Source organism: Oceanobacillus neutriphilus, assembly GCF_014645515.1.
GTDB classification, from domain to species: domain Bacteria; phylum Bacillota; class Bacilli; order Bacillales; family Amphibacillaceae; genus Oceanobacillus; species Oceanobacillus neutriphilus.
Genome location: NZ_BMLW01000012.1, coordinates 125,759 through 151,298 on the forward strand (window position 1 = coordinate 125,759; position 25,540 = coordinate 151,298).

The 25,540-nt window shown below is 37.6% G+C and carries 25 protein-coding genes; 17 read left to right on the plus strand and 8 right to left on the minus strand.

From position 1 onward, the window contains the following. Positions 1-7 precede the first annotated feature (7 nt). Together rpsD and msrC are read right to left on the minus strand one after the other, a co-directional pair. Complete coding sequence (rpsD, locus tag IEX29_RS19100) at positions 8-610, minus strand: 30S ribosomal protein S4 (RefSeq protein WP_188736268.1); 603 nt, start codon at positions 608-610, stop codon at positions 8-10. A 367-nt stretch (positions 611-977) separates the two neighbouring features. Beyond that, on the minus strand, positions 978-1,457 hold the full coding sequence (msrC, locus tag IEX29_RS19105; RefSeq protein ID WP_188736270.1) for a free L-methionine (R)-S-oxide reductase MsrC: 480 nt from the start codon (positions 1,455-1,457) through the stop codon (positions 978-980). A gap of 142 nt (positions 1,458-1,599) precedes the next feature. On the opposite strand from msrC, the gene refZ reads away from it, so the two are divergent. The 5 genes from refZ to IEX29_RS19130 all read left to right on the plus strand — a co-directional run bounded on the left by refZ (position 1,600) and on the right by IEX29_RS19130 (position 7,463). After that, positions 1,600-2,223 carry a forespore capture DNA-binding protein RefZ gene (refZ, locus tag IEX29_RS19110; protein WP_188736272.1) on the plus strand — a complete coding sequence of 208 codons (624 nt, stop codon included), beginning with the start codon at positions 1,600-1,602 and terminating at the stop codon, positions 2,221-2,223. Between the two features lie 174 nt (positions 2,224-2,397). Next, positions 2,398-4,092 (plus strand): septation ring formation regulator EzrA, encoded by a 1,695-nt coding sequence (ezrA, locus tag IEX29_RS19115; RefSeq protein WP_188736274.1) that lies wholly within the window; start codon positions 2,398-2,400, stop codon positions 4,090-4,092. Positions 4,093-4,311: 219 nt separating this feature from the next. Next, positions 4,312-5,454 carry a cysteine desulfurase family protein gene (locus tag IEX29_RS19120; protein WP_188736277.1) on the plus strand — a complete coding sequence of 381 codons (1,143 nt, stop codon included), beginning with the start codon at positions 4,312-4,314 and terminating at the stop codon, positions 5,452-5,454. Between the two features lie 5 nt (positions 5,455-5,459). Continuing rightward, positions 5,460-6,662 (plus strand): tRNA uracil 4-sulfurtransferase ThiI, encoded by a 1,203-nt coding sequence (thiI, locus tag IEX29_RS19125; protein ID WP_188736279.1) that lies wholly within the window; start codon positions 5,460-5,462, stop codon positions 6,660-6,662. A 603-nt stretch (positions 6,663-7,265) separates the two neighbouring features. Beyond that, a complete protein-coding gene (locus tag IEX29_RS19130) occupies positions 7,266-7,463 on the plus strand; it encodes an alpha/beta-type small acid-soluble spore protein (RefSeq protein ID WP_040979745.1) in 198 nt (65 codons plus the stop codon). A 181-nt stretch (positions 7,464-7,644) separates the two neighbouring features. Here IEX29_RS19130 and IEX29_RS19135 read toward each other — a convergent pair whose 3' ends face one another. Then, complete coding sequence (locus IEX29_RS19135) at positions 7,645-8,442, minus strand: NAD kinase (protein WP_188736281.1); 798 nt, start codon at positions 8,440-8,442, stop codon at positions 7,645-7,647. Positions 8,443-8,723: 281 nt separating this feature from the next. On the opposite strand from IEX29_RS19135, the gene IEX29_RS19140 reads away from it, so the two are divergent. The 6 genes from IEX29_RS19140 (at position 8,724) to IEX29_RS19165 (ending at position 14,010) form a co-directional block, all read left to right on the plus strand. Next, on the plus strand, positions 8,724-9,281 hold the full coding sequence (locus IEX29_RS19140) for a DUF2953 domain-containing protein (RefSeq protein ID WP_188736283.1): 558 nt from the start codon (positions 8,724-8,726) through the stop codon (positions 9,279-9,281). Continuing rightward, a complete protein-coding gene (ytfJ, locus tag IEX29_RS19145) occupies positions 9,281-9,820 on the plus strand; it encodes a GerW family sporulation protein (RefSeq protein WP_188736285.1) in 540 nt (179 codons plus the stop codon). Before IEX29_RS19140 ends, ytfJ begins: the two co-directional genes overlap by 1 nt. 93 nt (positions 9,821-9,913) lie before the next feature. Beyond that, the gene (tpx, locus tag IEX29_RS19150) at positions 9,914-10,414 is read left to right on the plus strand and encodes a thiol peroxidase (protein WP_188736287.1); all 501 of its coding nucleotides are present in this window, start codon (positions 9,914-9,916) and stop codon (positions 10,412-10,414) included. Between the two features lie 299 nt (positions 10,415-10,713). Beyond that, positions 10,714-11,706 carry a class I SAM-dependent methyltransferase gene (locus IEX29_RS19155; RefSeq protein WP_188736289.1) on the plus strand — a complete coding sequence of 331 codons (993 nt, stop codon included), beginning with the start codon at positions 10,714-10,716 and terminating at the stop codon, positions 11,704-11,706. A gap of 22 nt (positions 11,707-11,728) precedes the next feature. Next, the gene (locus IEX29_RS19160) at positions 11,729-12,913 is read left to right on the plus strand and encodes an acetate kinase (RefSeq protein WP_188736291.1); all 1,185 of its coding nucleotides are present in this window, start codon (positions 11,729-11,731) and stop codon (positions 12,911-12,913) included. A 251-nt stretch (positions 12,914-13,164) separates the two neighbouring features. After that, positions 13,165-14,010, plus strand: a complete 846-nt coding sequence (locus tag IEX29_RS19165; RefSeq protein WP_188736292.1) for a DUF2785 domain-containing protein — start codon at positions 13,165-13,167, stop codon at positions 14,008-14,010. A 94-nt stretch (positions 14,011-14,104) separates the two neighbouring features. Here the strand turns inward: IEX29_RS19165 and IEX29_RS19170 are convergent, their stop codons facing one another. After that, entirely contained in the window at positions 14,105-14,533 is a 429-nt protein-coding gene (locus IEX29_RS19170; RefSeq protein WP_188736294.1) for a universal stress protein, read from the minus strand. A gap of 256 nt (positions 14,534-14,789) precedes the next feature. Then, positions 14,790-15,887 carry a M24 family metallopeptidase gene (locus tag IEX29_RS19175; protein WP_188736295.1) on the minus strand — a complete coding sequence of 366 codons (1,098 nt, stop codon included), beginning with the start codon at positions 15,885-15,887 and terminating at the stop codon, positions 14,790-14,792. A 184-nt stretch (positions 15,888-16,071) separates the two neighbouring features. Here IEX29_RS19175 and IEX29_RS19180 point away from each other — a divergent pair, with 184 nt between their 5' ends. The 4 genes from IEX29_RS19180 (at position 16,072) to IEX29_RS19195 (ending at position 19,234) form a co-directional block, all read left to right on the plus strand. Next, on the plus strand, positions 16,072-16,740 hold the full coding sequence (locus tag IEX29_RS19180) for a PspA/IM30 family protein (protein WP_188736297.1): 669 nt from the start codon (positions 16,072-16,074) through the stop codon (positions 16,738-16,740). Between the two features lie 90 nt (positions 16,741-16,830). Beyond that, a complete protein-coding gene (locus IEX29_RS19185; RefSeq protein WP_188736299.1) occupies positions 16,831-17,517 on the plus strand; it encodes a metal-dependent hydrolase in 687 nt (228 codons plus the stop codon). Between the two features lie 109 nt (positions 17,518-17,626). Continuing rightward, positions 17,627-17,854, plus strand: coding sequence for a hypothetical protein (locus tag IEX29_RS19190; protein WP_188736301.1), 228 nt, complete (start codon positions 17,627-17,629; stop codon positions 17,852-17,854). A 72-nt stretch (positions 17,855-17,926) separates the two neighbouring features. Beyond that, complete coding sequence (locus tag IEX29_RS19195) at positions 17,927-19,234, plus strand: DRTGG domain-containing protein (protein ID WP_188736303.1); 1,308 nt, start codon at positions 17,927-17,929, stop codon at positions 19,232-19,234. A 159-nt stretch (positions 19,235-19,393) separates the two neighbouring features. Here the strand turns inward: IEX29_RS19195 and IEX29_RS19200 are convergent, their stop codons facing one another. After that, positions 19,394-19,687: a YtpI family protein gene (locus IEX29_RS19200; protein WP_147211028.1), complete on the minus strand. Its 294-nt coding sequence runs from the start codon at positions 19,685-19,687 to the stop codon at positions 19,394-19,396. 136 nt (positions 19,688-19,823) lie between these two features. On the opposite strand from IEX29_RS19200, the gene IEX29_RS19205 reads away from it, so the two are divergent. Next, positions 19,824-20,768, plus strand: a complete 945-nt coding sequence (locus IEX29_RS19205) for a DHH family phosphoesterase (protein ID WP_229720294.1) — start codon at positions 19,824-19,826, stop codon at positions 20,766-20,768. A 317-nt stretch (positions 20,769-21,085) separates the two neighbouring features. Here IEX29_RS19205 and ytrI read toward each other — a convergent pair whose 3' ends face one another. Continuing rightward, complete coding sequence (gene ytrI / locus IEX29_RS19210) at positions 21,086-21,592, minus strand: sporulation membrane protein YtrI (RefSeq protein WP_188736305.1); 507 nt, start codon at positions 21,590-21,592, stop codon at positions 21,086-21,088. After that, the gene (gene ytrH, locus IEX29_RS19215) at positions 21,592-21,924 is read right to left on the minus strand and encodes a sporulation membrane protein YtrH (protein ID WP_077600988.1); all 333 of its coding nucleotides are present in this window, start codon (positions 21,922-21,924) and stop codon (positions 21,592-21,594) included. The genes ytrI and ytrH overlap by 1 nt, the downstream gene beginning before the upstream one ends. Before the next feature lie 165 nt (positions 21,925-22,089). Here ytrH and dnaE point away from each other — a divergent pair, with 165 nt between their 5' ends. Further along, positions 22,090-25,407, plus strand: a complete 3,318-nt coding sequence (gene dnaE / locus IEX29_RS19220; protein WP_188736307.1) for a DNA polymerase III subunit alpha — start codon at positions 22,090-22,092, stop codon at positions 25,405-25,407. Positions 25,408-25,540: the final 133 nt, after the last annotated feature.

The window sequence follows — 25,540 nt, forward strand, 5'->3', positions numbered from 1 at the left end:
CCCGCTATTAACGAGAGTAGAATTCAACGATAAGCTGTTCGTTAATTTCAGCTGGAAGTTCAGAACGCTCAGGGTAGCGAGCATAAGTACCTTCTTTTTTCTCAGCATCAAAAGTAGTATATTCTGGTACGAAGTTATTTACTTCAATAGCTTCTGTAACGATATCCAGCTTTTGAGATTTTTCACGAAGAGCGATTGCTTGACCAGGTTTTACAGAGTAAGATGGGATATCTACACGAGAACCATCTACTGTAACGTGACCATGGTTAACCAGCTGACGTGCCTGCTTGCGTGTGCGGGCAAGGCCAAGACGGTAAACAAGGTTATCAAGACGGGATTCAAGAAGAATCATGAAGTTCTCACCGTGGATACCTTTCATATTGCCGGCTTTATTGAATAGGTTACGGAATTGACGCTCGTTCAATCCATACATAAAGCGTAATTTTTGCTTTTCTTGCATTTGCAAGCCGTATTCAGAGATTTTCTTTCTTTGGTTCGGTCCATGTTGACCAGGAGCGTAAGGGCGTTTATCTAATTCCTTACCAGTTCCAGATAATGAAATGCCAAGACGACGTGATTTCTTCCATACTGATCCAGTATAACGTGACATAGGACATTTCCTCCTTTATGTTTTATTTGTATAAAATAAAACGCGCGTGATCGTTTCGTTGTTCATTTTGTTTTCATGTACCATCGCTCCAGTAGCAGAGAGTTACACGATACACCTTTATAATATTCATCTTTGAAAGGAACAAAATGAGTGCAAGCGTCGACTCACTTAGGCCACTTTATTATTTTACACAAATTCTAGTATATAATTTGCATGTACACCTGTCAATAGTAAAAAGCAAAAACACAGTATAAAGTCTGTTTGGGAAGATATTATTTTTGTATTAGAAGCAAAAATAATTCCTAATAAAAAAGTATCCGTTATAATGAATATGTCTGAAAATCTATATTGTAATAAAATGAGTCAATTATAAATGTTTTTCAAGTACCGTAACAAAGTTCTCTAAACATTCCTGATCAATGGCGTCGAATCTGTCATGAACAGGGCTGTCAATATCTAAAACTCCGATAATCTCATTATTATGGTAGACAGGAATGACAATTTCAGATTTTGTAGCTCCATCACAGGCGATATGGCCAGGGAATTGATGAACATCTGATATACGCTGTGTTTTCTTTTCTGAGACAGCAGTTCCGCAAACTCCTTTTCCAAAAGGAATACGGATGCAGGCCGGCAGTCCTTGGAAGGGCCCGAGCACTAATTCTTCATTTTCGGATAAGTAGAAACCAACCCAGTTTACTTCATCTAAAAATTGATTGAGAAGTGCTGAAGCATTTGAAAGCAGTGCGATTTGATTTGTTTCGCCCGCTGATAAAGCATCCAGCTGTTTAATAAGAAGCTCGTAATCTTTTGTTTTTTCTCCAGAATAATCAAGTTGTTGAAACATTATGTGTTACCTCCTGAAAGTTGCAGTATTAGTTTTGTAAAAAGTGACATTTAACGACATGAATACAGTTTTTGTCGATAATCGATTAAAGGATTTATCCCCTTCTTTGTCGTAAATGAATAGAGTAAGGAGTTGAATAAGAATGAAAAATAACGTAACCAAGCAAAAAGTAGTGGACGCTGCTTCCTCCCTATTCTTTCAAAAAGGATTCCATGGCACTTCTGTGCGTGATATTGCTGACCGGGCCTCTGTGAATGTTTCCTTAATCAGTTATTATTTTAAAGGAAAGCAGGGACTTTTAGAATATGCTGTAACAAATTATTATGAAGCATACTTAGAGAAAATAGAAGAGTCACTTGAAAAAACAGAAGGAAGCTCTTCTATCGATCGATTAAATGAATTAATTTTTACAATTATACATTATAAGCAAACGCATCATCAATTAACATGTTTTATTCAGCGTGAATTATCTCTTGACTCTGTATTCGTCAGGGAAATGACGGTTACATATCTGGCTAAAGAAAATTACTATTTAAAAGAATTATTTCAGGAAACAATCGGCAGAAATGCTGATCAGGATGAGAAAAGGTATTTATTTATGCAGCTGAAAGGCATGCTGATAACCCCGTATATTTTACATTCAGATTGGAAAGATCAAATATTAGGGCAATTTGCTCACGAACAATTTGTGAAAAAATATACCAAAAGTATACAGAAATGGATTCAATTTAATGCAAATGTAAAAATGAACGAGAAAAGTAAATAATAAAAAATAATGGACTTTTCCCCGTATAAATATCAAAAAGTTGTTGAATCAGTAAGAAAAATGTATTTTCTTTAGCCAAAAGGGCGGAATACATGATATTATAAAGGATATATTATTGTGATTTTGTAATTATAGATATATTTATATAGATGTTTATTGGTTGGGAGGCAAAGTATGGCTGTCGTAGTTGGGATTATTTTAGCGGTTATTGTATGTTTAACGATTGCTTTAATTGTAAGAAAACGTGTTTATGATCAGGTAGACCATATTGAAAAATGGAAATTGGATATTATGGATAGAGATGTTGCGAAGCAGATTGGAAAAATTAAAGCATTGAATCTATCCGGTGAAACGCTGGAGAAATTTGAAGAATGGAAAGAAGAATGGGAAAAAATTGTAACCAAATCTTTGCCTGACATAGAGAAGTATTTGATGGATGCAGAAGAGGCAGCTGACCGCTTTCTTGTGCCTAAAGCAAATAAAATTTTGAAAGAGGCAGAAAATCATCTCGAAAAAATTGAGGAAGAAATTAAAGAAATTATCGGTGAGTTAGAGGAATTACTTTATGCAGAAGAAACAGGTCGTGGCGGTGCAGAGGAATTAAAACCGAGAATCAAAGGGTTACGAAGTATGCTTTCTCAATCCAGATACCAATATGGAAAGGCCGAAAAGCAATTTGACAAGGAAATCGATGAGCTGGAAGCAATATTGGACCAATACGACGCATTTGTTAATGATGGTGATTATTTAAAAGCGAATGAAAGTATTAGTGAATTAAAGGAAAGTACTGAAAAAGTAGAAAATAAATTAGATACATTTCCTGATTTGCTCAAGCAAGTGAAGCAGGAGCTGCCATCTCAATTAACAAATCTTTCTTCCGGTATGAAAGAGATGAGGGAAAATGGCTACCGGATTAGACATTTAGGCTTTGAAAAAGAAATTATTACATATCAGGAACAATTGAAGGATATAGAATCTCAGCTTGAAACTGCTGATATAACTGATGTGGAACAGCTTCTTCAGCAAATAGAGACACGTATTTTAGAAATGTACGAAGCTCTGGAAGGAGAGGCGATAGCCAAGAACTATATAGAGCAGAAAGGTCCGGAGTATGAAGATTCTGTAAGCCAGATAAGTGCTACGTATGAAACTGCGAAAATAGAAGTAGAAGAGATAAAGAAGGCTTACTACGTAGAAGACGATGATATGGAACGTTTCCAGACTATGGGTAAAGCAATTAAGGCTTTAAAAAGCCATGTAGAAGAATTACACCAGAGTATAGAGGACGATAAACAATCACATTCAGAATTGAAAAAAGGAATTGAAGAAGGATTTAAGAAAATTGCACAGCTGGAAGAAGAGCATGAATCCTTTAAAAAGTCTATTGCAAATTTACGGAAAGATGAGCTGGAGGCAAGAGATAAACTGGTAGAAATGCGCGGACAGCTTACAGATTTGAATAGAAAACTGAAAAAGAGTAATATACCGGGAGTACCAAGCTACATTTGGACCCGTTTTGAAACAGCAATACAGAAAAATGAGAAGGTAATGGAAGCATTGGAAACCTACCCATTAGATATGAACAATGTACAGCAGGCGCTGACTGAGGCTAAAAAATCGATTGAGCAGGCATATGAGCAAGTAGATATGATGCTGGATCAGGCTTACTTGACAGAGCAGGTGATTCAATATGCAAACCGCTACAGAAGTAAGCATTCTGATTTGGACAACAAGCTGAAGGAAGCAGAGAGATTATTCCGTAATTATGAATATGAGCTTTCTTTAGAGCATGCTGCCAAAGCAGTAGAAGAGATTGAACCGGGCTCGTTACAGAAAATAGAATCGTATCAGACGGAAAGAAGCCAATAATGATAGTTGTTTTTTTAATTGAAGGGAAAAGGTTATTTACTGGGTAGAATAAGAGCAGGAAGAACAATTTTTTGAGATTACAGGTTGCCTGCTTTGTATCCGCTGAAGATTTCAGATACTATATAATATGAAAAATATAAGGTAAAGGCTGTCGCTAAGAATGGAATCTTCGTTAACTTAGGTCAGCCTTACATTTTTGTTAAAAAGAAGGTGGAAAACTTGATATACTTCGACAACAGTGCAACGACGAAGCCGCATCCGGAAGTGATTGAAAGCTTCGCAAAAGTATCAGCTAATTATTTTGCCAATCCCTCATCGATACATCCTCTAGGCGGTCAAGTGGAGAAGCTGTTGGAGGCTGCGAGACAGCAGGCAGCAGATTTAATCGGCGTTCCCAAGGAGACAATAATCTTTACTTCAGGAGGAACAGAAGGAAATAATACAGCGATTAAAGGAGTTGCTCTTGAGCATCAGTCCCGGGGAAAACATATTATTACAACGCAAGCGGAGCATCCATCTATTCATGATACTTGCAGGAGTTTAGAAAAATTAGGCTTTGAAATAACCTATATGCCGGTAGCAGAAGATGGGACTGTTTCGGCAGCAGATGTTGAAAATTCAATTCGAAAAGATACTATTCTCGTTACAATGATGCAGGTGAATAATGAAATTGGTGCGATTCAGCCGATTGAGGAAATTGGAAATGTTCTAAAAAAGCATCCTAAAGTGCTTTTTCATGTGGATGCTGTCCAAGGTTTGGGGAAGGTTCCTCTAAACCTTTCAGATACTGGTGTTGATTTATGTACTTTTTCAGGCCATAAAATTCATGGACTCAAAGGAACAGGACTCCTGTATGTGAATCATACGGCTAAATTATATCCGCTTCTTCACGGTGGCAGTCAGGAATCTGGTATCCGTTCAGGAACTGAGAATGTGGCTGGCGCTGTTTCCTTTGTGAAAGCATTGCGTTTAGTCAAAGAGAAGCAGGATATTCAGGAGGATAATATATTAAAAACCCTGCATGATAAGCTTATGGAGGAGCTCAGCCAGTTGGAGGGCGTTAAAATCAACAGCCCTGCTGACGGTGCCAATCATATTATTCATTTTTCCGTACCGGGAATTAAGCCGGAGGTTATTATTCATAGCTTAAGCCAAAAGGAAATATATATTTCCACTAAGTCAGCCTGCTCATCCCGGGATCTGACGGAAAGTCAGGTGCTGGTTGCCTGCGGGAAAACAAAGGAAGTTTCTTCCTCGGGGTTGCGGGTAAGTTTTTCTTATGAGAATACAGAAGAAGAAGTAGATATATTTGTGAAAGAACTAAAAAAAGCAATTCAACAATTTAAAGAGGTATTGAGGTAGATAGTATGCAATATGATCATATATTAATTCGTTATGGAGAGTTAGCTTTAAAAGGAAAAAACGCGAAACAATTTATACTGAAGCTTCATGATAATATTCATCAACAGGTCAAGGATTTTGATGGTGTGAAGGTAATGCGGACACAGGGAAGAATGTTCGTCTTACTGAACGGCAATGATCCAGAGCCGATTGTAGAAAAAATAAAAAATGTTTTTGGTATCCATAGTTTAAGTCTGGCGATTCGTGTTGAGAACGACGTGGAAGAAATCAAGGAAGCAGCTCTATACGCATTAAACCAAGAAACAGACGTAAAGACATTTAAGATGAGTGTCCGCCGTACAAAAAAAGATTTTCCAATTCGTTCCGGTGAAATGAATCATATATTAGGGAGCCATTTGTTAACCAATACAGAAGGCATTACAGTAGATGTGCACCATCCTGATTTGGAAATTAAAGTAGAAATACGTAAGGAAGCAACCTATATTACCAGTGGAACAATTATGTGCAGAGGTGGACTTCCGGTTGGAACATCTGGTAAGTCGCTGCTCTTGCTTTCAGGCGGCATTGACAGTCCGGTGGCAGGATTTTTGGCGATGAAAAGAGGCGTTCATTTAGAAGCAATTCATTTTCATTCTCCGCCGTTTACAAGCGATCGCGCCAAGCAAAAGGTACTGGATTTGGCAAAACAACTCACGAAATATGGAAAGTCCATAAAAGTGCATATTGTCCCATTTACCAAATTACAGCAGGAGATTTTTAGAGAGATGCCTAATGATTATGCCATGACAATCATGCGCCGCGTGATGTTCCGTGTCAGTGAACAGCTTTGCAAACAAGAAGGAATCTTGTCGCTGACAACAGGAGAGAACCTTGGGCAGGTGGCCAGTCAAACGATGGATAGTATGCACACCATCAACGAGGTAACTAATTATCCAATTCTCCGTCCGTTAATCGCGATGGATAAGGAAGAAGTTATTCGAATTGCACAGGATATCGGAACATACGAGACTTCGATTTTACCCTATGAAGATTGCTGTACTATCTTTGTACCGAAATCTCCAAAAACAAAGCCGAAAAGAGATAAAGTGAATTTTTATGAAGCAAAATATGACTTTACACCATCTATTGAAGAAGCAATAGATGGTATAGAAACAATAAAAGTAACAGAGAAAACCTTATTCAATGAGGATTTCACAGATCTTTTTTAAGCAGATATGCTCTTCTTACAGTAGCTGTTTAAATAGCAATTAAAAACTCAACTTTCGAACCTGAGAATAAGCATCTATACCTTACTATTCCAGGATGAACATGTTTTTTATTATCCTGCTGGTATTTTGTTAAATCCTCCTTCTATGGAAATGGAAATTGTGTATAGCGCCTTCAACCAACCACTACGCTTTCCATGGAGATGGCTTCAGCTAACTTGAAAAGAAAACCGCTTTTCAGGTGGATCTTCAGCTCGCCCTGCGATGCACAAATGTTTTCGATGGGACGAGTAATCGCAGTCCCAGTCCCAGGACGTGCAAGTGCAGGAGTTGTGACAACGCTTTTCGATGGGATGAGTAATCTTAGGCCCCAGGAGTCAAAACGGTCCGCCGCAGCAGCGGTGCCTTACACGTTACCTGCTTTCTAGATAGAGCATATGCTTTGTTAAGAGACAGATGGAAGGAAAGGTCAACACCTGTCTCTATGATAAGTAAGTTATTTTTTAAAGTGCGAAAGTTGAGTTAAAAAGAAAAAATTACCATTAAATAAAACGCATGTTTTCACCCCGATTGACACATTCTATAAGTACCAAGGAGGTGAACAACATGGCAAATAATAACTCAAATCAATTAGTTGTTCCAGGAGTGCAACAAGCACTTGATCAAATGAAATACGAAATTGCTCAGGAATTTGGCGTTCAACTTGGTCCTGACTCTACTTCTCGTGCTAACGGATCTGTTGGTGGAGAAATTACGAAAAGATTAGTAACAATGGCTGAGCAACAATTTGGCGGAACTAAATAATAAAAATGAATGGCTAGCTGTCTCTGCAGATGTGGAGGCAGCTTTTATATTGTATGAAAATAAGAGAGGTATATCTAAAAGAGCTCTTTGTTTTTGGCGTACTGTATTTTTTAATATATCATCTGTAAAAACCCGGGAATTCACCTGTTTGCCAGTGAGTTCCCGGGTTTCTGAGAATTTTTTATAAGAATGTTCTTTGTACACGATTCCAGAATGTGTTATTTTTCATTTTTACAGTTTTGATTACTGTTGCATCCATTTCGACATCAACATGATGAATTCGCTGTACCGGCCATGCTTCGTTATCCAAACTGATAATTGGGTAGTCATTCCCGTCTTGAATGACCTCCAGCTGAAGTTTTCTATCTTGTCCCAAAATAAAAGAAGACCCAAGTGTACGGTAACTATTATTATTCAACGAAGCTACCTCAGATACCTGGAAGCTGGAAAGCAGCGGATCGATAACTGCTCCATGTGCAGATTTGGAATAGCCTGTGCTTCCTGTCGGTGTTGATACGACCATACCATCACCACGAAATGTTTCGAAATGCTCGCCGTCTATTTTGACATTAATGACAATGGTTTTAATAATACTGGAACGTAAAGATACCTCATTCAGGCAATAAAAAGCTTTTTCACCGTCAACACTCACTTTAATTGCAGGAAAACGGCGAACTTCAATTTTATTATTTGTTACTGCATCAATCATTTCATCGAATCTGGTTATACTAAAATCACAGTATAATCCAATTTGTTCATCGTCTGTAATCCCTGTATAGATACAATCCTGACGAAATCCAGTCTTGCGGACAGCCTGCAGGAAAGTACCGTCTCCGCCAAAGCTGACAATAATAGAGGCATTTTTTGGGTCATTAACTACGTGTAAACCATTCTTTTCAGCAATCGATTTTAAGTAATCTGTTTTTTCGCCTTCCTGACGAGGGTGATAAAAAAAGAAAATATTATTACGATTTTGCATACGATAACCTCCAAGCAAATTTTATAGTGCAGTAATCTTTTGTCAGGCTCCCGTTTTCATGATAGAGATACTTGTTGTCAGACAGGAACTTATCAAATACGGTTTTAGTTCACGAAGTAAAAGTAGACAGGCAAACCCTGAAGAAATATTATTTTTCTTACATTCATCATAACATTTTCTAAGTGTTATTTCCCTTTAGAAACGTACATAGATAATGAATCAATATAAAGAAGACAAACAATTGTAAAATAAATGATTTAATCATTTTAGGAGAGCTGATTATGAATAGCTTATACATTATGTTAATTTTTATTGCTGTGAGTGTTTTGATCATCATATTTCTTTTCCGGAGCAAATGGATCATTAAAGTCAACTATCAATTTCCGGAAATGGATGATATGCAGATTTCAGTCTTTTTTTATAAATGGTGTGTACTTAGACAAAAGAAATTACGTATACCAGATCAAAATGAAATGGAAAAAGGATATGTGCATTTTTATAAGCATTTATCCCGAAAACAGCTTCATTTATTAAAACAGCTGCAACTCCGGTCCTTATTAAAGGAACTAAAAATCCTTGAATTCAAATGGCAGACTAAAGGAGGGACCGGGGATGCTTTTTCTACATCTATAGCAAGCGGTGCAATCTGGGCGATAAAAGGCTGGCTGATTGGTTATCTCACACAGCATCTTCAGCTTTTTGAAAAACCGCAAATTCATGTGCAGCCGGATTTTCAAAGCAGCAGTCTGGAGACCAGTTTTTCATGTATGATTTCCTTCCGCTTAGGAAAAACTATTCTGGGAATCATGCGTGTCTTGAAAATAAAGGAGGTAAAATAATGACTGAACATCCGATAGAAGGTTTAATGTCCAGTGCAATGAAAAGTATACAAAAGATGGTAGAGGTAAATACGATTATCGGAGACCCTTTGAAAGCTTCCGATGATACAGTAATCATTCCAGTGTCGAAGGTCGGGTTTGGTTTTGCTGCTGGCGGAAGTGAATTCATGCCGGGAGAATTAAAGTCAAGTGATTTTGAAGAACACGAAATTCCGTTTGGTGGAGGAAGTGGAGGAGGTGTTTCTATAACACCGGTTGCTTTTTTAGTATTAAAGGAAGGGCAAATGGAGCTGGTGCATATGGATCAGCATGCGCATCTGTATGAAAAAATAATTGATTTGATTCCTGAACTTTTGCAGCGGTCAGGGGCAGGAATGCCTGATAAAGAAAAAGTGTTAGAAAAGAAGGTAGAGCAAAAACATCATAAAAGGGATGAGAAGGAGCATAAAGAGCATAAGGAACAAAAACAAGCTTCTGATCATGAACCTGAGAAAGAAAAAAAAGAGCTGGAGTCTATTCTTGACCGTTTTGAAATTTAGATTGCAGAATAATAGCTATGATTGGACAGTTAATAAAACAAGCCCCATAATAGTAAATGAATCAGAATTGTAAGGATGGGGAGGAGAAATATAATGCCAAAAAATGTCACTTTTAAACAAGAAACCGTTACTTTACTCGGAGAAGAACAAAAAGCAGGGAATAAAGCTCCTGACTTTACGGTAGTTGCAAATGACTTATCAGAGAAAACACTTGCCGATTATGACGGAAAGGTTAAATTAATCAGTGTAGTTCCTTCTGTTGATACAGGGGTATGCGCTGAGCAGACGCGCCGTTTTAATGAAGAAGCTGCCAATCTTGATAATACAGTTGTTTTAACAATCAGTATGGATTTGCCATTTGCTCAGGCCCGCTGGTGTGGTGCAAATGGAATTGAAAACGTTGAAACATTATCTGACCACCGCTTAGCTGATTTCGGTAAAAATTATGGAGTATTAATTGAAGAGCTCCGTCTATTATCCAGATCAATTTTTGTAGTAGATGAAAATAACGAAATCACTTACGTAGAATATGTTCCAGAAGTAACAAACCATCCAAATTACGATGCTGTATTGGAGCATTTAAAAACAAAATAATGAGAAAAAAGCATGATTCCGTCTGAGTCATGCTTTTTTTAAAATAAAATACATAAATAACTCTTACATCTCAGGCTTAAAAAGATAAGTAAAAGTGCTGGTATAAATAGTAAGTAAAATGACAATTACCGAAACCTGTAATATAAAATAAAGAAACACTTTCATGGATGAAAAATGGTTATGTCCTGTGCTGTTCTTATCGAAGAAAACATTTTATTTGGAAATAATGAAATTCCTTTTACATCTGGTGTGAGAATTGTTAAAATAGAAAGTTGTCAGCTTGGATAGGAGGACATGCCATGGAGCAATCGAATGTCGAAAAATTATTTAAATGTATTGATGAAGTAACTGAAATTATTCAAAGCGCAAAAAATGAAACCTATCTGGAAAGTCTGATTTTATCGTTAGATACTATCTTGGACGGGGAAACCCGGAATGAATTGGACGATGTTACGGAACGCAAGGTTACAAAACTTGTCCAGACATTTAATGAAGAAGAGCTTGATGCAGAGTCGTATCGCAAAGCGTTGGGACTTTCCATTTTAAAGGGAATGAAGGGTGCAGCGCAACAGCAGCATTTAATGACACCTGATACGGTTAGTTTTTTAATCAGTTACTTAGTAAATAAATTGATTGATAAAAAGGGACAGATAACCATTTTTGACCCTGCCAGCGGAACAGCTAATCTGCTTACAGCTGTGTTAAATCAGATAGAAAATCCTGTTAAGGCATATGCTTCTGAAATAGATCCGACTTTGATTGAATTAGCTGTATTAAATGCAAATTTACAGAAAAGAGAAATCAGTTTCTATCATCAGGACAGCTTGAGACCTTTTCTGATAGAGCCGGTAGATTTTGTTGTTACCGACCTTCCAGTGGGATATTATCCGGATGATGTAACAGCGGAGGAATATCAGCTAAAGGCAGATGAAGGTCATTCTTATTCACATCATTTATTTATAGAGCAGAGCTTAAAATATATAAAAGATGGCGGATTTTTTATTGGCGTGATTCCAGAATTTTTATTTGATAGTGATCAATCGGCAAAATTACATGCGTTTTTACAGGAAACAGCACATATTGTCGGGGTTATCCGATTGCCGGAAACATCTTTTAAATCAAAAAATCAGGCGAAAAGTGTATTAATCCTGCAGAAAAAAGGGTATGGTACAAAAGAACCGAAGCAACCGTTACTTGTACAACTACCTTCTTTTAAGAATGCTCATGCAACGGCAGATATCATCAAACAGATTAATCAATGGTTTACATCTTATCCAAACAGGATTAAATGAAGAATATAGGAGTGGAATGAAAATGAGTAATGTATTAGCAATTAATGCTGGAAGTTCATCTTTGAAATTTCAGCTGATTAAAATGCCGGAAGAAGAAGTAGCTGCAATCGGTCTTGTAGAACGAATCGGAATGCCGGATTCAATTTTTAAAATTGAGGCGGACGGCAAAGAGGATAAGACGGTAACAGATATTCCGGACCACAGTGTCGCAGTAAAAATGCTATTAGATGCTTTGATTTCTACAGGAATTATTCAATCATTTGATGAAATTGATGCAGTTGGACATCGTGTTGTTCATGGAGGAGAATATTTCACTGATTCTGTTTTATTAGATGACGAAGCGATTCAAAAAATTGAAGAGGTCTCTGAATTAGCGCCTTTGCATAATCCTGCTAACTTAACAGGGATTCGAGCTTTCAAAGAAATTCTGCCTAATGTTCCTATGGTAGCTGTGTTTGACACTGCCTTCCATCAGTCAATGCCGGAATCATCTTATCTTTACAGCCTGCCAAGAAATTATTATGAAGACTACGGCATCCGTAAATATGGTTTCCACGGGACTTCCCATAAATATGTTTCTGAACGGGCAGCAGAACTTTTGGGCAGACCGTTAGAAAGTCTTCGCTTAATATCTTGCCATATCGGCAACGGTGCCAGTGTGACAGCAATTAAAGATGGTAAATCGATGGATACTTCTATGGGCTTTACACCACTTGCTGGAGTAACAATGGGCACACGTTCCGGTAATATTGATCCGGCATTAATTCCTTATATTATGCAATGTACTGGTAAAACAGTAGATGAAGTGCTTCATGTTTTAAATAAAGAAAGTGGAATGCTGGCACTTTCCGGGTTCTCCAGTGATTTACGTGATATCGAAAGTCAAGCAGATACAAACCCTCGTGCAGAACTGGCTTTAGACGTATTTGCCGGAAGAATTCATAAATATATTGGATCCTATGCTGCGAAGATGAATGGTGTGGATGCCATTATTTTTACTGCTGGTATTGGAGAAAATAGTATTACTATCCGTGAAAAAATTCTTAAAGGACTGGAATTCATGGGTATTTATTGGGATCCGAAGCTAAATGAAGTGCGTGGAAAAGAGCAATTCATCAACTACCCGCACTCTCCTGTAAAAGTAATTGTCATCCCTACGAATGAAGAAGTAATGATTGCAAGGGATACAGTTCGTTTGAGTAAATGAAAAAGGATTGTTAGCGGCTTAAGCGGCTGTTAATAGCCGCTTCATGCAAGTCATTTTAGCAAGAGCAAGTATGAAATAGCTAATCTTTTTCTGTGTAATGAAAAAATTACATGGAAAGAGGTTAGTTTTTTCTATATCTATAAAATCTATTGGGTCAGGTAACTTTGTGTTAATATTACTATGATGATTGTAAAAATCTGTACTTCAGTACTTTGATTTGGATGTTTAAAAGAGAGAAAGGTGGTGACAGCATGACATTAAAAGTAGAACTGCAGGGGATAGACTATGATACAAAATGGAAACAAAAAGATTTGAATGCTCTAATCGAAAAAATGTTAGACAATATTGGGACCACTGACGCAGAGTTGAGAGATGCTCTAATTTTTAATACATTTGGAAAGCTGATTTTGGAAGATTGTTTAACCAATAAACAAATGGAATATATTCTCGATGTTTGTCTGCACAAACTATTTCTTGGAATTGAAGAAAAGGAAAGCGATCTCGTATTCACACGTTCTTGTTCTGCTTTAGTTATTGGAATAATTCTGCATAAAGATAGGCAAAAGCGCTTTTTACAGGACGGAGCAGCCGTAAAAACAATAAAACAAAGCATAGAATATTTAAATCTTGAAGAAGATACCCGCGGCTATGTGGAAGGGAAGGGATGGGCCCATAGTATTGCACATGGAGCAGATTTACTGACAGAAGCTATTAAACATCCTTGTTTTGATAATCGCCTGTCTTTTGAATGCTTGGAGACAATGAAACGGTGCCTGTTTAAAGAAGGCACAACAAAATCCCCTTACATTGATGAAGAGGAAGAGCGGCTTCTTTTTGTATTGGAAGCGCTTATTGATAAAGGTATCAAAGATAAGGAAATCACTTTCCTGATATTGGATATCACTGACAAACTGCAGGAGTTAAAAACAAAAGAAGGAGATAATTTAAACTTTTATTGGAAAAAATCAAATGCTGTAAACTTTTTAAGGGGACTTTATTTTCGGCTGTTGTATAAGAATACATATCCAGAGATCAGGAAAAATATTGCGGCTATACTGGAGCAATGGCATAGGGAAACATATAATCTCCATGAGTAGATTATCGAACCTTGAGATACAGTATTATTTTTGGTTGTATGTCTTTAATTTCCATCCTTTGAGAGGAGCCTCCCAAAGGATGGAAGTCCATAGATTAACGAATAACGAGTACATCACAGCTGGCGTATCTTGTAATGCTTTCAGAAACACTACCGATTAAGAAACGTTCAACGGCGTTCATACCAGTCGCACCGCAAATAATTAAATCAGCTTCAAAATTACCAGCTATTTCTTTTGCGATTTTTACTTTAGGAGATCCGTATTCAATACAGCGGATAATATCTGTTAATCCAACTGCTTCAGCTTGCGCTACATAATCATCCAGTAATTCTTTTGCGTAAGTTTCCGCTCTTTCAGATAAGGAACGATCATAAGCTTCAGCTGTTGAAAAAGTACGGGAATCAACGACGTGAGCAAGGATTAATCGGGCACTATTTCTTTTTGCGATATCGAGTGATTTGCTAAAAGCTTTTTCAGCTGCTTTAGATCCATCTACTGCTACAACAATATTTTTATATTCCATGATTCATCTCCCCTTTCTACTATTATTATATACCTGTTTTGAAAGCGTTACAAACGAATTCAGTAAAATACATAAAATTTCGAAAAAAAGACAAAAAATAAATGAATCAGTTTATTATTTTAGACAGCAGGAGCTGTGAAGACTTCTGATTGCAGTATGTTACTTAACCCCCGTTCTACGTAGAACAGGGGGTTAAGTCTGCTAAACTGATTCATTTATTAATTAGGATCTTCTTTGTATAAATATATGCCGTGCATTAAGAAATAATTTGTAATGTTTTCGGATATTTTGTCAGTTCTAAAGGCATGTAATTAGTTGTGAACAGCATATCTTCAATTCTGACACCGCCGACTCCCGGAACGTAAATCCCCGGTTCAATCGTAAAGCACATTCCTGGTTCAATAGGCAGTGTGTTTTCGCTATGCATGGATGGATACTCATGTGTTTCGATTCCTAAGCCATGACCAAGCCGATGTGTAAAATACTCGCCATATCCCTGTTCTGTGATATGATTTCTTGCAATTTTATCCAGCTCGCCGACGGCTGTGCCGGTTCTGCTTGCCTCAATTGCTCTTTCTTGCGCTTCTAATACAGTATCGTATATTTGTTTTTGTTCATCTGTAATATTACCAAAGGAGACTGTCCGGGTAATATCAGAGCAGTAGCCTTGATAAATAACACCTAAGTCAAAGAGAACAAAATTATTTTTCTCCAGTTGTGTTTTATCCGGGTTTCCGTGAGGGGATGCTGTTTTCGAACCGAATAATGCCATTGTCTGGAATGACATCTCGCGTATCCCTTGCTTTTTCAAGGTGTGCTCGATGGCAGCAACCACCTCTAGTTCAGAGACACCTTCTTTTAAAGCTTCCACTCCGGTCTTAACTCCCAAATCAGCTAATTCAGCCGCTGTCCTTAATAAATCATGCTCTTTCTTAGATTTAATCAAACGCAGATTTTGGATTACTGGTGTTGCATCTATATATGCCGCATTCGGGAATGTTTCTTGAAGCTGGTTATAACGGTAAAGAGTCAGATGATCTTTTTCTATTGCCATGACAGCAGGTTCTTTTTCTTGTTTTTTTAAGAAAGCCTGTAAGGCATGCCAAGGATTTTCGTGATCATAATAACTTACAATCAAATGCTCCCATCCGGCATTCCTTGCATCCTCTTCCTCCATTTTCGGCAATAGGAAAATAGGATCGATGCCGTCCATGATGATAATTCCGATTACTCTTTCATGGGGATCTGTGTAATACCCGCTTAAGTAATATACATTTGCTTTGGAACTGATAAAACAGCTGTCCGCTTGCTGTTTTTTGAGTTCTGCAAATAAATTATTAATTCGTTCTGACATTATTTTTTCCTCCTAGTTTATTAATATAGCTGCGATTCCGCATGTATAAATAGTATCCTTTAAAAAATTATAGCAGATAGAAAGAAAAAATCCGATAAAAATGAAACTTTTTGCGAAATCAATCGTATTTCATACTGTACACGAACCGTACATTACTATTACTTATTCTAAGAGGAGGATTTGTATGTTTCAATTTTTTAACAGAATGAAAACAATTGTCAGTTCAGAACTGAATGCAATGATTGATAAGGCGGAAGACCCGGTCAAAATGTTAGATCAATACCTGAGAGATATGGGTAAGGATATTGAAGATGTCGAAGCAGCTGTAGCGAAGCAAATGGCAAATGAAAAAATGCTGAAACGGAAAGCAAATGATGCGAAAACAATGGTAGAGAAGCGTCAGGAACAAGCTGAAAAAGCAGTAGAAGCAGATAATGAAGATTTAGCCAGAAAAGCGTTAGAAGATAAAAGACACCAGGAAAAATCGTATGAGTCTTTACAGGCTTCCTGGGAGCGGGCTGATGAGGATGTAAGGATTCTTAAAGAAAAATTATCTGAAATGAAAAAAGAATATCAGGAAATGAAGTTGAAAAAAGATTCCTTAAAAGCACGCGCGGAATCTGCGAAAACTAGAACGAAAATGAACCGTACGATGTCTTCTATCGGCAGTGATCAATCCCGTCAAGGATTTGAAAGAATGGAAGAAAAAGTACTTCAATATGAAGCGGAAGCAGAGACTTCAGAAGATTTAAATGAAAATGCACGTACACTGGATGATGAATTCAAAGTGCTTGAAAATAATAATGGTGTGGATGATGAGCTGGCAGAATTGAAAAAGAAATTCAATAAATAAATTTGTGAAAAGATGCGTAGAATTAATTGATAACGGGAAAACATGTACTAAACCTGATAATAATCCAACTAATCAAAGGAGAGATTTTGAGTGAAAGTATCTTTTCATGGACATTCCGTAGTAAAAGTAGATACAGGAAAGCATCGCATCATTATTGACCCGTTTATCAATGGAAATGAAGCATGTGATTTAGACTCAAGTACAGAAAAGGCAGATGTTATTCTGCTGACACATGCTCATAATGATCATGTCGGAGATACAGTGGAAATTGCTAAGAATAATGATGCACTGGTTGTAGCACCTAAAGAACTTGCTGATTTTATAGCTTCAAAAGGTGTAAATACACATCCATTACACATTGGCGGCTCCCGTGAATTTGACTTTGGAAAAGTACAGCTTACACAGGCTTTTCACGGTTCTTCTTATGAAGAAGAGGATGGAACAGTTATTTATGGCGGAATGCCTGCAGGAATAATTCTCACAGTAAATGGAAAAACGATCTATCACTTAGGCGATACAGCATTATTTACAGATTTAAAAATGTACGGCGAATTAAATGATATTGATATTGCCTTTATTCCAATCGGTGATAATTTTACAATGGGACCAAGTGATGCACTGCTTGCAGCTGAATGGGTAAATGCCAGAAAGGTTGTTCCGGTGCACTATAATACCTTCCCGCCAATCGTTCAGGATCCGGAAGCTTGGGCTTCTCAAGTGAAGGCCGGTAATGCCCGTGCAATGAAAGTTGGAGAAACAATTGATTTAAATTCTTAAAAAAAGAATATATGTAAACCAGAAAACCACAGAATATAGCGATTCTGTGGTTTTCTGGTGCATAGAAATAACCATTCCTCATACACTTATAATAAAGGGGGATGTAGCTTTGAGAACAAATATTATTTTAAGATTATTATTAGTTGGCTTTTTCCTTTATATTGCCTGGCCGATGATTCCGCAATCTTCCAGCTCCTTAGAGTTCCTCTTTTGGGGATGCTGGCTATTATTTGCATTTGTATTTATCGGTGCAAATCTTGCAACACTATTAAAGATGTCCCGTCCGCCAGTTATGGAACAGGAAGGATTAAATAAGAAGAAACTGCGCAACCATTGAGTTTCAGCTGTGCTAGTTGTATAATAAAACTATTACGTTTTATATAGTACAGTTGAAAGAAGGTGATGGCAGATGGCGACCAAGCATGAACAAATATTACAGCATATTTTGTCTTTGCAAGTAGGTAGCAAGATATCTGTCCGTCAAATTGCAAAAGATTTGAATGTTAGTGATGGGACTGCTTACCGGGCAATCAAAGAAGCGGAAAATCAAGGAATTGTCAGTACAATTGAACGTGTAGGGACTATCCGGATTGAACAGAAGAAGAAAGATAATTTTGAAGAGCTGACCTTTGCCGAGATTGTAAATATTATTGATGGACAAGTACTCGGCGGCAGAGATGGACTGCATAAAACCCTCAGCAAATTTGTCATTGGTGCAATGCAATTAAATGCTATGATGCGTTATACACAGGCAGATTCATTGCTGATTGTCGGGAACCGTCATGAGGCACATAAGCTGGCATTAGAAGCCGGGGCAGCTGTTCTGATTACAGGAGGATTCGATACGGATGATTCTATCAAACAGCTGGCAAATGAAAAACAATTGCCTATTATTTCGACAAGCTATGATACTTTTACAGTTGCGGCAATGATTAACCGGGCAATTTATGATCAATTGATTAAGAAGGAAATTATATTTGTAGGGGATATTTCAACACCATTCGAATCCTCCTATTATTTAACCACAAAACAGCAGGTGAAGGATTGGTATATTAATAACGAGGTATCTTCACACACACGATTTCCGGTGGTTGATGACCGCATGAAGGTAGTAGGAATGGTTTCCTCCCGTGACATTGTCGGAAAAGAGCAGAGTACGTTTATAGATCGTATCATGAGCCGTAAGCCTTTAGTTGTTCAAGAAAAAACATCTTTAGCATCTGTAGCACATATGATGGTTTGGGAAGGTATTGAGCTTGTTCCTGTAGTGGACGGATCTCATGTGTTAAAAGGGGTCATTTCCAGACAGGATGTATTGAAGGCGATGCAGCAGATTCAGAGACAGCCACAGGTTGGGGAAACAATAGAAGATATTGTTTCCAATAATATGTCCCAGAATCCGGACGAGGACGGTTTGTATGAAGCACGGGTCATACCGCAAATGACAAATCATTTAGGAACATTATCACATGGTGTTTTTACAGCTCTAATCACAGAAGCCTGTGATAAAATGATGAAAATCGAGAAGAAGGCAGAAATTTCGATTGAAAATATTACTGTTTATTTTAGCAAACCTGTGCCAATCGATAGTATTTTGCATGTTAAGCCGGTACTTCTGGACGTCGGTCGTTTGTATGCAAAAATAGATGTAGAAGTGCTGCAAGGGCAAATTACTGTCGGCAGAGCTTTGATAATGGCACAGCTTATTAATCGCTAATAAAAGAAATATATCTGCTGCAAGGCAATAAAAAAACAACTGGAACAATATGGATTCCAGTTGTTTTTATGCTAAAGTGAGGAAAGTTTGTCTGAATTAGTTTCGTTAGAGAAGGTGGAGATGATTTTCTGCTTTTTTAACGGTGCAGTTCACAATTTTCTACTGTGGATGTAATCTTCTCCATTCTTTTTGATAGTGGCGTGCTTCTTTAAAGCCGCGGATGAATTGCATTAATCCTAAAATGAAGATAACAAGGCCGATAAACAGACTAAGCTGTGTAAGGTAGAGCGTATATTGGTTAATAGCAAAAGCCATCATAAACGCTCCAAGACAGGATTTCGATCTGCCATTGTAATATTTTTGGGTTAATGTGCTTTTCTCTTTCAGGATAGATACTTTATAATAGATATAAAAAACAACTGAAACGATAATTATTATTGGGAAGATAACCATTTAAATGCTCCTAATTACATATTCTAAATTCTATGTTTATTGTACCGTTTTTTAGATGTGAAAGGAAGTATAATATTTTTGCTGGAATTAATTTAAAGGGAATATTTAAGATACCATACAGGAGAGGGAGATAGTCATGAAAGTCACAAAAATTATCGAAGCGATTGAAAAAAATCAGAAAATCATCATACATCGGCATGTGCGTCCAGATCCGGATGCGATCGGCTCACAGGTGGGTTTAAAAGAGCTGATCAAGCATTCTTTCCCGGAAAAAGAAGTCTATGCTGTAGGAGAAGACGTTCAGTCCTTAACCTTTTTAGCGCAGATGGATCAAGTATCAGGTGATGCTTACCACGAGAGTCTGGTAATTGTCTGTGATACAGCCAATCAGCCGAGAATTGACGATGAGCGTTATGATACAGGTAAACAATTAATAAAAATTGATCATCACCCGGTTACAGATTCTTATGGAGATATAGAATGGGTGTCAACAGATGCGAGTTCTACCTCAGAAATGATTGTTGAGCTTGCCTTAGAAGCACAAACACGAGGCTGGACCTTAAATAATAATGCAGCCCGTCTGTTATATGCAGGAATTGTCGGTGATACGGGAAGATTTAAATTTCCGAGCACAACCGTAAAAACCTTTCAATATGCCGGAGAACTGGTTCGTTATGATTTTGACAGATCAGCTCTATATGATGAGTTATATCAGGCAGATGAGAAGGTGCTGCGATTAAGCGGCTATATTTTACAGCATTTTCAATTATCCGATAATGGGCTGTGCGTTATTAAATTAACCGCTGATTTGCTGGAAAAATATGATGTCAGTGTGGAAGAATCCAATCAGCTGGTTCAGGTTGTAGCAGATGTAAAAGGGATAAAAGCCTGGGTTTTTCTGATTGAAGAAGAAGATCAGATTCGAGTGCGTATCCGTTCAAAAGGAGTTATTATTAATGGGGTAGCAGGTAAGTATAACGGTGGAGGACATCCATTAGCCTCAGGCGCCACAGTGTATTCATGGGAGGAAGGAAACGACTTAGTATCTGATTTGGAAAAAGTATGCAGGGAGTCTGCTTAAATCGATTATAAATGTGGAAGCTTAAGATTTATATCAGATAGTGCTTTACTAAACAATGGTCTAAGGCTGTTATGCGTCCAAATAGAATGTAAAATAAATCGTTTAACGAGTTTTAGCCAGGAAGTATCCACTCTTGTGTAATATAAAGAGAGCTCGTTCAATGAGCTGGAGCGAGATGAACGGATGCCTTCGTTATGAAATCGAGAAACTCCCGCTTTAAATTTTGTCAAAAATAAAGTGGGAGCAGCTCATGCAATAACATTCTTAGCAATTTGTTTAGATATTTGCATAACCAGGCATCGCTCTAATCATGTAAATTATCTTACTGAATCAGGCAGGACAGTTATTTTTAATTCTGATCCCAAAGCAATAATTTGACTTACAGTGAACTGGTAGCTCATGCCGTCAAGGGTGAAAGCTTTATTTTCAATAGTGGAGATAAGCAGTTCATCTGACCGCGAGATAAGCTCTACCTCCTGGCCTACGACATGATTAATTTCATCGCGAATTAAAGCACGGAGCTGATCCTGCATTAATAAATCAATTTTCATAGAATCCGGATTTTCTATTTCAACTGTGATTTTTGAGATGGTAAGCGGCTGTCTGGATTGCTCACTCAAATCCTCTTTATCCTTCAGCAGCGTTTGATTTGTGTGCTCCAGTTCGGTTACTTCATTAGACAGTTCAATATTTTCTTTTAACAGTTTTTCATACATGGTTCCGTACATATATGTGAAAATCATGTATGAAATAATAGTGCCAAAAAAGAAACCGACAAAAATCAGCTGCCAGTTTGTTTTTTTATGATATGGCGGGATATGCATTATGGGACATCTCCTTGTGAAAACCATTGGATAATAATAAGTCCGACCTTTACACCGCCCATAGCAGATAAAATTAATAGTATCTGTTTAACTAAATCCATTGGTGTTCCATCAAATAAACCTCTTTCAAAGTTGGCAATAGCATCAAAAGTTCCGCCGATAGCAGCAACAATTCCCCATATTCTTAAACGTTCTGCGATTCGATTCATGGAGGTCAAGGCGGCATCTCCAGTTGCAAAATCTCCAATGCTCCCGATAATAGAGCCCCCTATGATAACTCCCAATGCAATAAAAAAACAATGAATAAACGCAGCAAAAAACCGTTCCTCCATACTGACACTCCTCGCGCTACAGCTTGTCTTATAATTGGCAATCCTAATGATTGGAGGTGCATATTCTATCTTATGAATGAAATAGGCGGGATATGAGCAAAACTAAATTTATAGGCACATATGTACTATCTTGTTATAATAGAAATAGAAAGAAGGCGGAGTAGAATGACATACACACATATCTCAGTGAAAAGCGGCTATAGTTTAATGGAAAGCACCATTTCTATACAAAAACTGGTTCAAAAAGCAAAAAGTTTACATTATCAAAGCTTGTGCTTAACAGACGAGGCTGTTCTTTATGGTGCCATTTCATTCTATAAAGCTTGTATGGATCAAGGGATTAAGCCAATTATTGGAATGACTGTTCATGTTCAAACAGAAGAAAATGAACCGGGAATTCCTTTTATTGTACTCGCCAAAAATAAGACAGGGTACCAGCAGCTTCTAAAGTTAAGTACATATTTACAAACAAATCATATGGATACATTAACTGGCAGTCAGCTTTCGAAATATACAGAAGGTGTCATTGGTGTATTATCAGGAAAACATTTCCTTCGGGGTAGTAATTATTCTGCAGAAGCTGATGCAGGTTTATTTTTTCAAGAGTTGAAAAAAGTAGAAGCATACTTTCAACCTGGTGATTTCTATGTTGGAATCGATTCTCATGTACATCAGCTCCAAATTTGGAAGGAGGCAGACTTCTCTTATACAGCTATGCAAGAAGTTTTGTATTTAGAAGAACAGGATGTATTAGCATACGATTGCTTGCAATCGATGCGATTTGGAGAGAAGTGGGGACCAAAAAGGAAGGATCAGCTGCCTAAAGGGCATCACTTTACTTCTCCAGAAGAAATGAAGCAGTTATTCCACGCCTGGCCGGAGCTGATCGATAAAACAGAAGAAATTGCGAATAAATGCACAGCATATTTAAATTTTGATGAACAGCATCTGCCATCCTTTCCAACTCCAGACCAGATATCTGCAGATACTTATTTGCGGAAGTGTTGTGAAAAAGGACTGCAGGAACGTTATACGATTATTACAGACGCACATCGGAATCGGCTGGAATATGAGCTGAACACCATTATAAACATGAATTACAGTGATTATTTCTTAATAGTTGCTGATTTTATTCAATTTGCTAAAACGAATCATATTATGGTCGGTCCTGGCAGGGGGTCATCGGCAGGTTCTATTGTAGCTTACATTTTAGGAATCACTGAAGTAGATCCTTTAAAATATAATCTGTTATTTGAACGTTTTTTAAATCCGGAGAGATTGACCATGCCAGATATTGATGTGGACTTTTCTGATATCCGGCGTGATGAAGTAATCGATTATGTTAGAGATAAATATGGAAGAGAGCATGTTGCGCAGATTATTACTTTTGGAACCTTTGCGACGCGTTCTATTCTTCGTGAACTGATGAAAACAATGGATGTACATGAACAGGATGTCAGCTATATTTTGAGGGAGCTGAAGGGGGCATCTTCTAAAAGTATCCAAAAGCTAATGCAAGATTCAACGGAATTGACAGCGTATGTGAAATCATCTGAAAAATTAAAGACTTTATTTTCAATAGCAATTAAATTAGAGGGCTTGCCCAGAAATTTATCCACACATGCTGCAGGTGTGGTGATCAGTGAACAGCCATTAGTGACAGATGTTCCTTTAACAAGCAGTACAGGAGAAACATATTTGACACAATATGCAATGAATGAACTGGAAGCATCAGGATTGTTAAAGATGGACTTTTTGGGGCTCAGAAACCTTTCGTTAATAGAAAGAGTAACAAAAGGTGTAGCATATACTTTGAAAAAAGATGAGGTATTAACGGATATCCCGGAGCAGGATGAAAAGACATTTACGATGTTGCGAAACGGAGAAACCAGCGGCGTCTTTCAATTGGAATCTGCAGGGATGCAAAATGTACTTAAAGAGCTGCAGCCGTCTTCATTTGAGGATATTGTGGCGGTAAATGCACTTTACCGGCCAGGTCCAATGGATTTTATTCCTGTTTATATCCGGCGGAAATTTAAGCGGGAGCCTGTAACCTATCCGCATCCAGACCTTGAGCCAATTTTAAAATCAACATATGGTGTTCTGATTTATCAGGAACAGATTATGCAAATTGCCCATCGTATTGCCGGTTTCAGTCTTGGAGAGGCAGATATTTTAAGAAGAGCTGTAAGCAAAAAGAAGCAGGGTGTTATGCAGCAGCAGGAGGAAGCTTTTATCAAAGGGTGCATAAAAAATGGCTATTCTCATGCAGTGGCGAAAGAAATATTCAGCTGGATTGTGCGCTTTTCCAATTATGGTTTTCCGAGAAGCCATGCAGTAGCCTATAGTAAAATATCTTATCAGCTAAGCTTTCTAAAAGCGCATTACCCAGCAGTGTTCTTCTCATGCCTGCTGACTGATGCCAAGAACCAGCCTGAAAAGCTGTCAGCTTACCAGGAATCATTAAAAGAACTTCATATTGATATACTTCCGCCGCATATTAATAGAAGTTTTCAGCAATTTACAGTTGAAAAAAACATGGTGCGTACGGGATTAGCTGCTATTAAAGGAATCAGTTATCAAGCATTAATTCATATTTTAGAAATTCGGAAAGAAGCTCCTTTTATCAGTTTTTTTGATTTTTGTATGCGGGTTGATATTAAAAAAGTAAACCGCGCTGCTATAAGAAATCTTATTTTAGCTGGTGTATTCGATACATTTCACGACAATCGGGCAAGTCTGATAGCCTCTATTGAGCCGGCTCTCGAACAAAAAGAGCTTTTTCAAGGGATGTTCGAAGATGCTTCCCTGTTTCAAGATGCGTTGGAATATACAGATATAGAAGATTACTCAATGATACAGAAGCTCACTTTTGAAAAAGAATTAATAGGTATTTATATATCGAATCATCCATTTGAAAGCTGCCGGGATGTTTTAAGAGCGAACGGAATAATTTCATTCAAACAGGCAGAAAAATTTGCTGGTAAGAGAAAAGAGATATATACGGTTGGAGTTGTAGAAGAAGTAAAAGTTATCCGAACAAAAAATAGGGAAAGAATGGCCTTTTTAACCGTGTCGGATGAGGATAAAAAGATGGATGCAGTTATTTTTCCTGATTTATTTCGTCAAATTTCTAACCAGCTGGAGGAAGAACAGATTGTCTGGATGCGTGTTTCGGTGGAAGAGAGAAATCAGAAGCTCCAGCTTGTTATAAAAGACATTGCAGCTTTAGATCTTTCCGAAATAGGTGTACCCGAAACAAAAAAATTGTTTGTACGAATGACAAATCAGGATAAAAGCAGTGTTTTACAATATTTGAAGCAACTAGCTGATCAGCATCCGGGTAAAACACCTGTGATTGTATATAATCCTGTAAACAGAGAAACCTATCGTCTTGCAAATGATTATGCTTTTTATTTGACGGAAAAAGAAATGAGGCAGCTGAAAAATTATTTTGGAAATGAGAACGTGGTAGAGAGATAGCTTCAGCGGCATAGAGATGAAAGTTATAAAATCCGGGAAATTTACTTCAGCAAAAGTAAATTTCCCGGATTTTATATATTCTAAGGGAAGAGGCGCACTATTGGCAGCTGCATATTTTTTTATAATACATCAG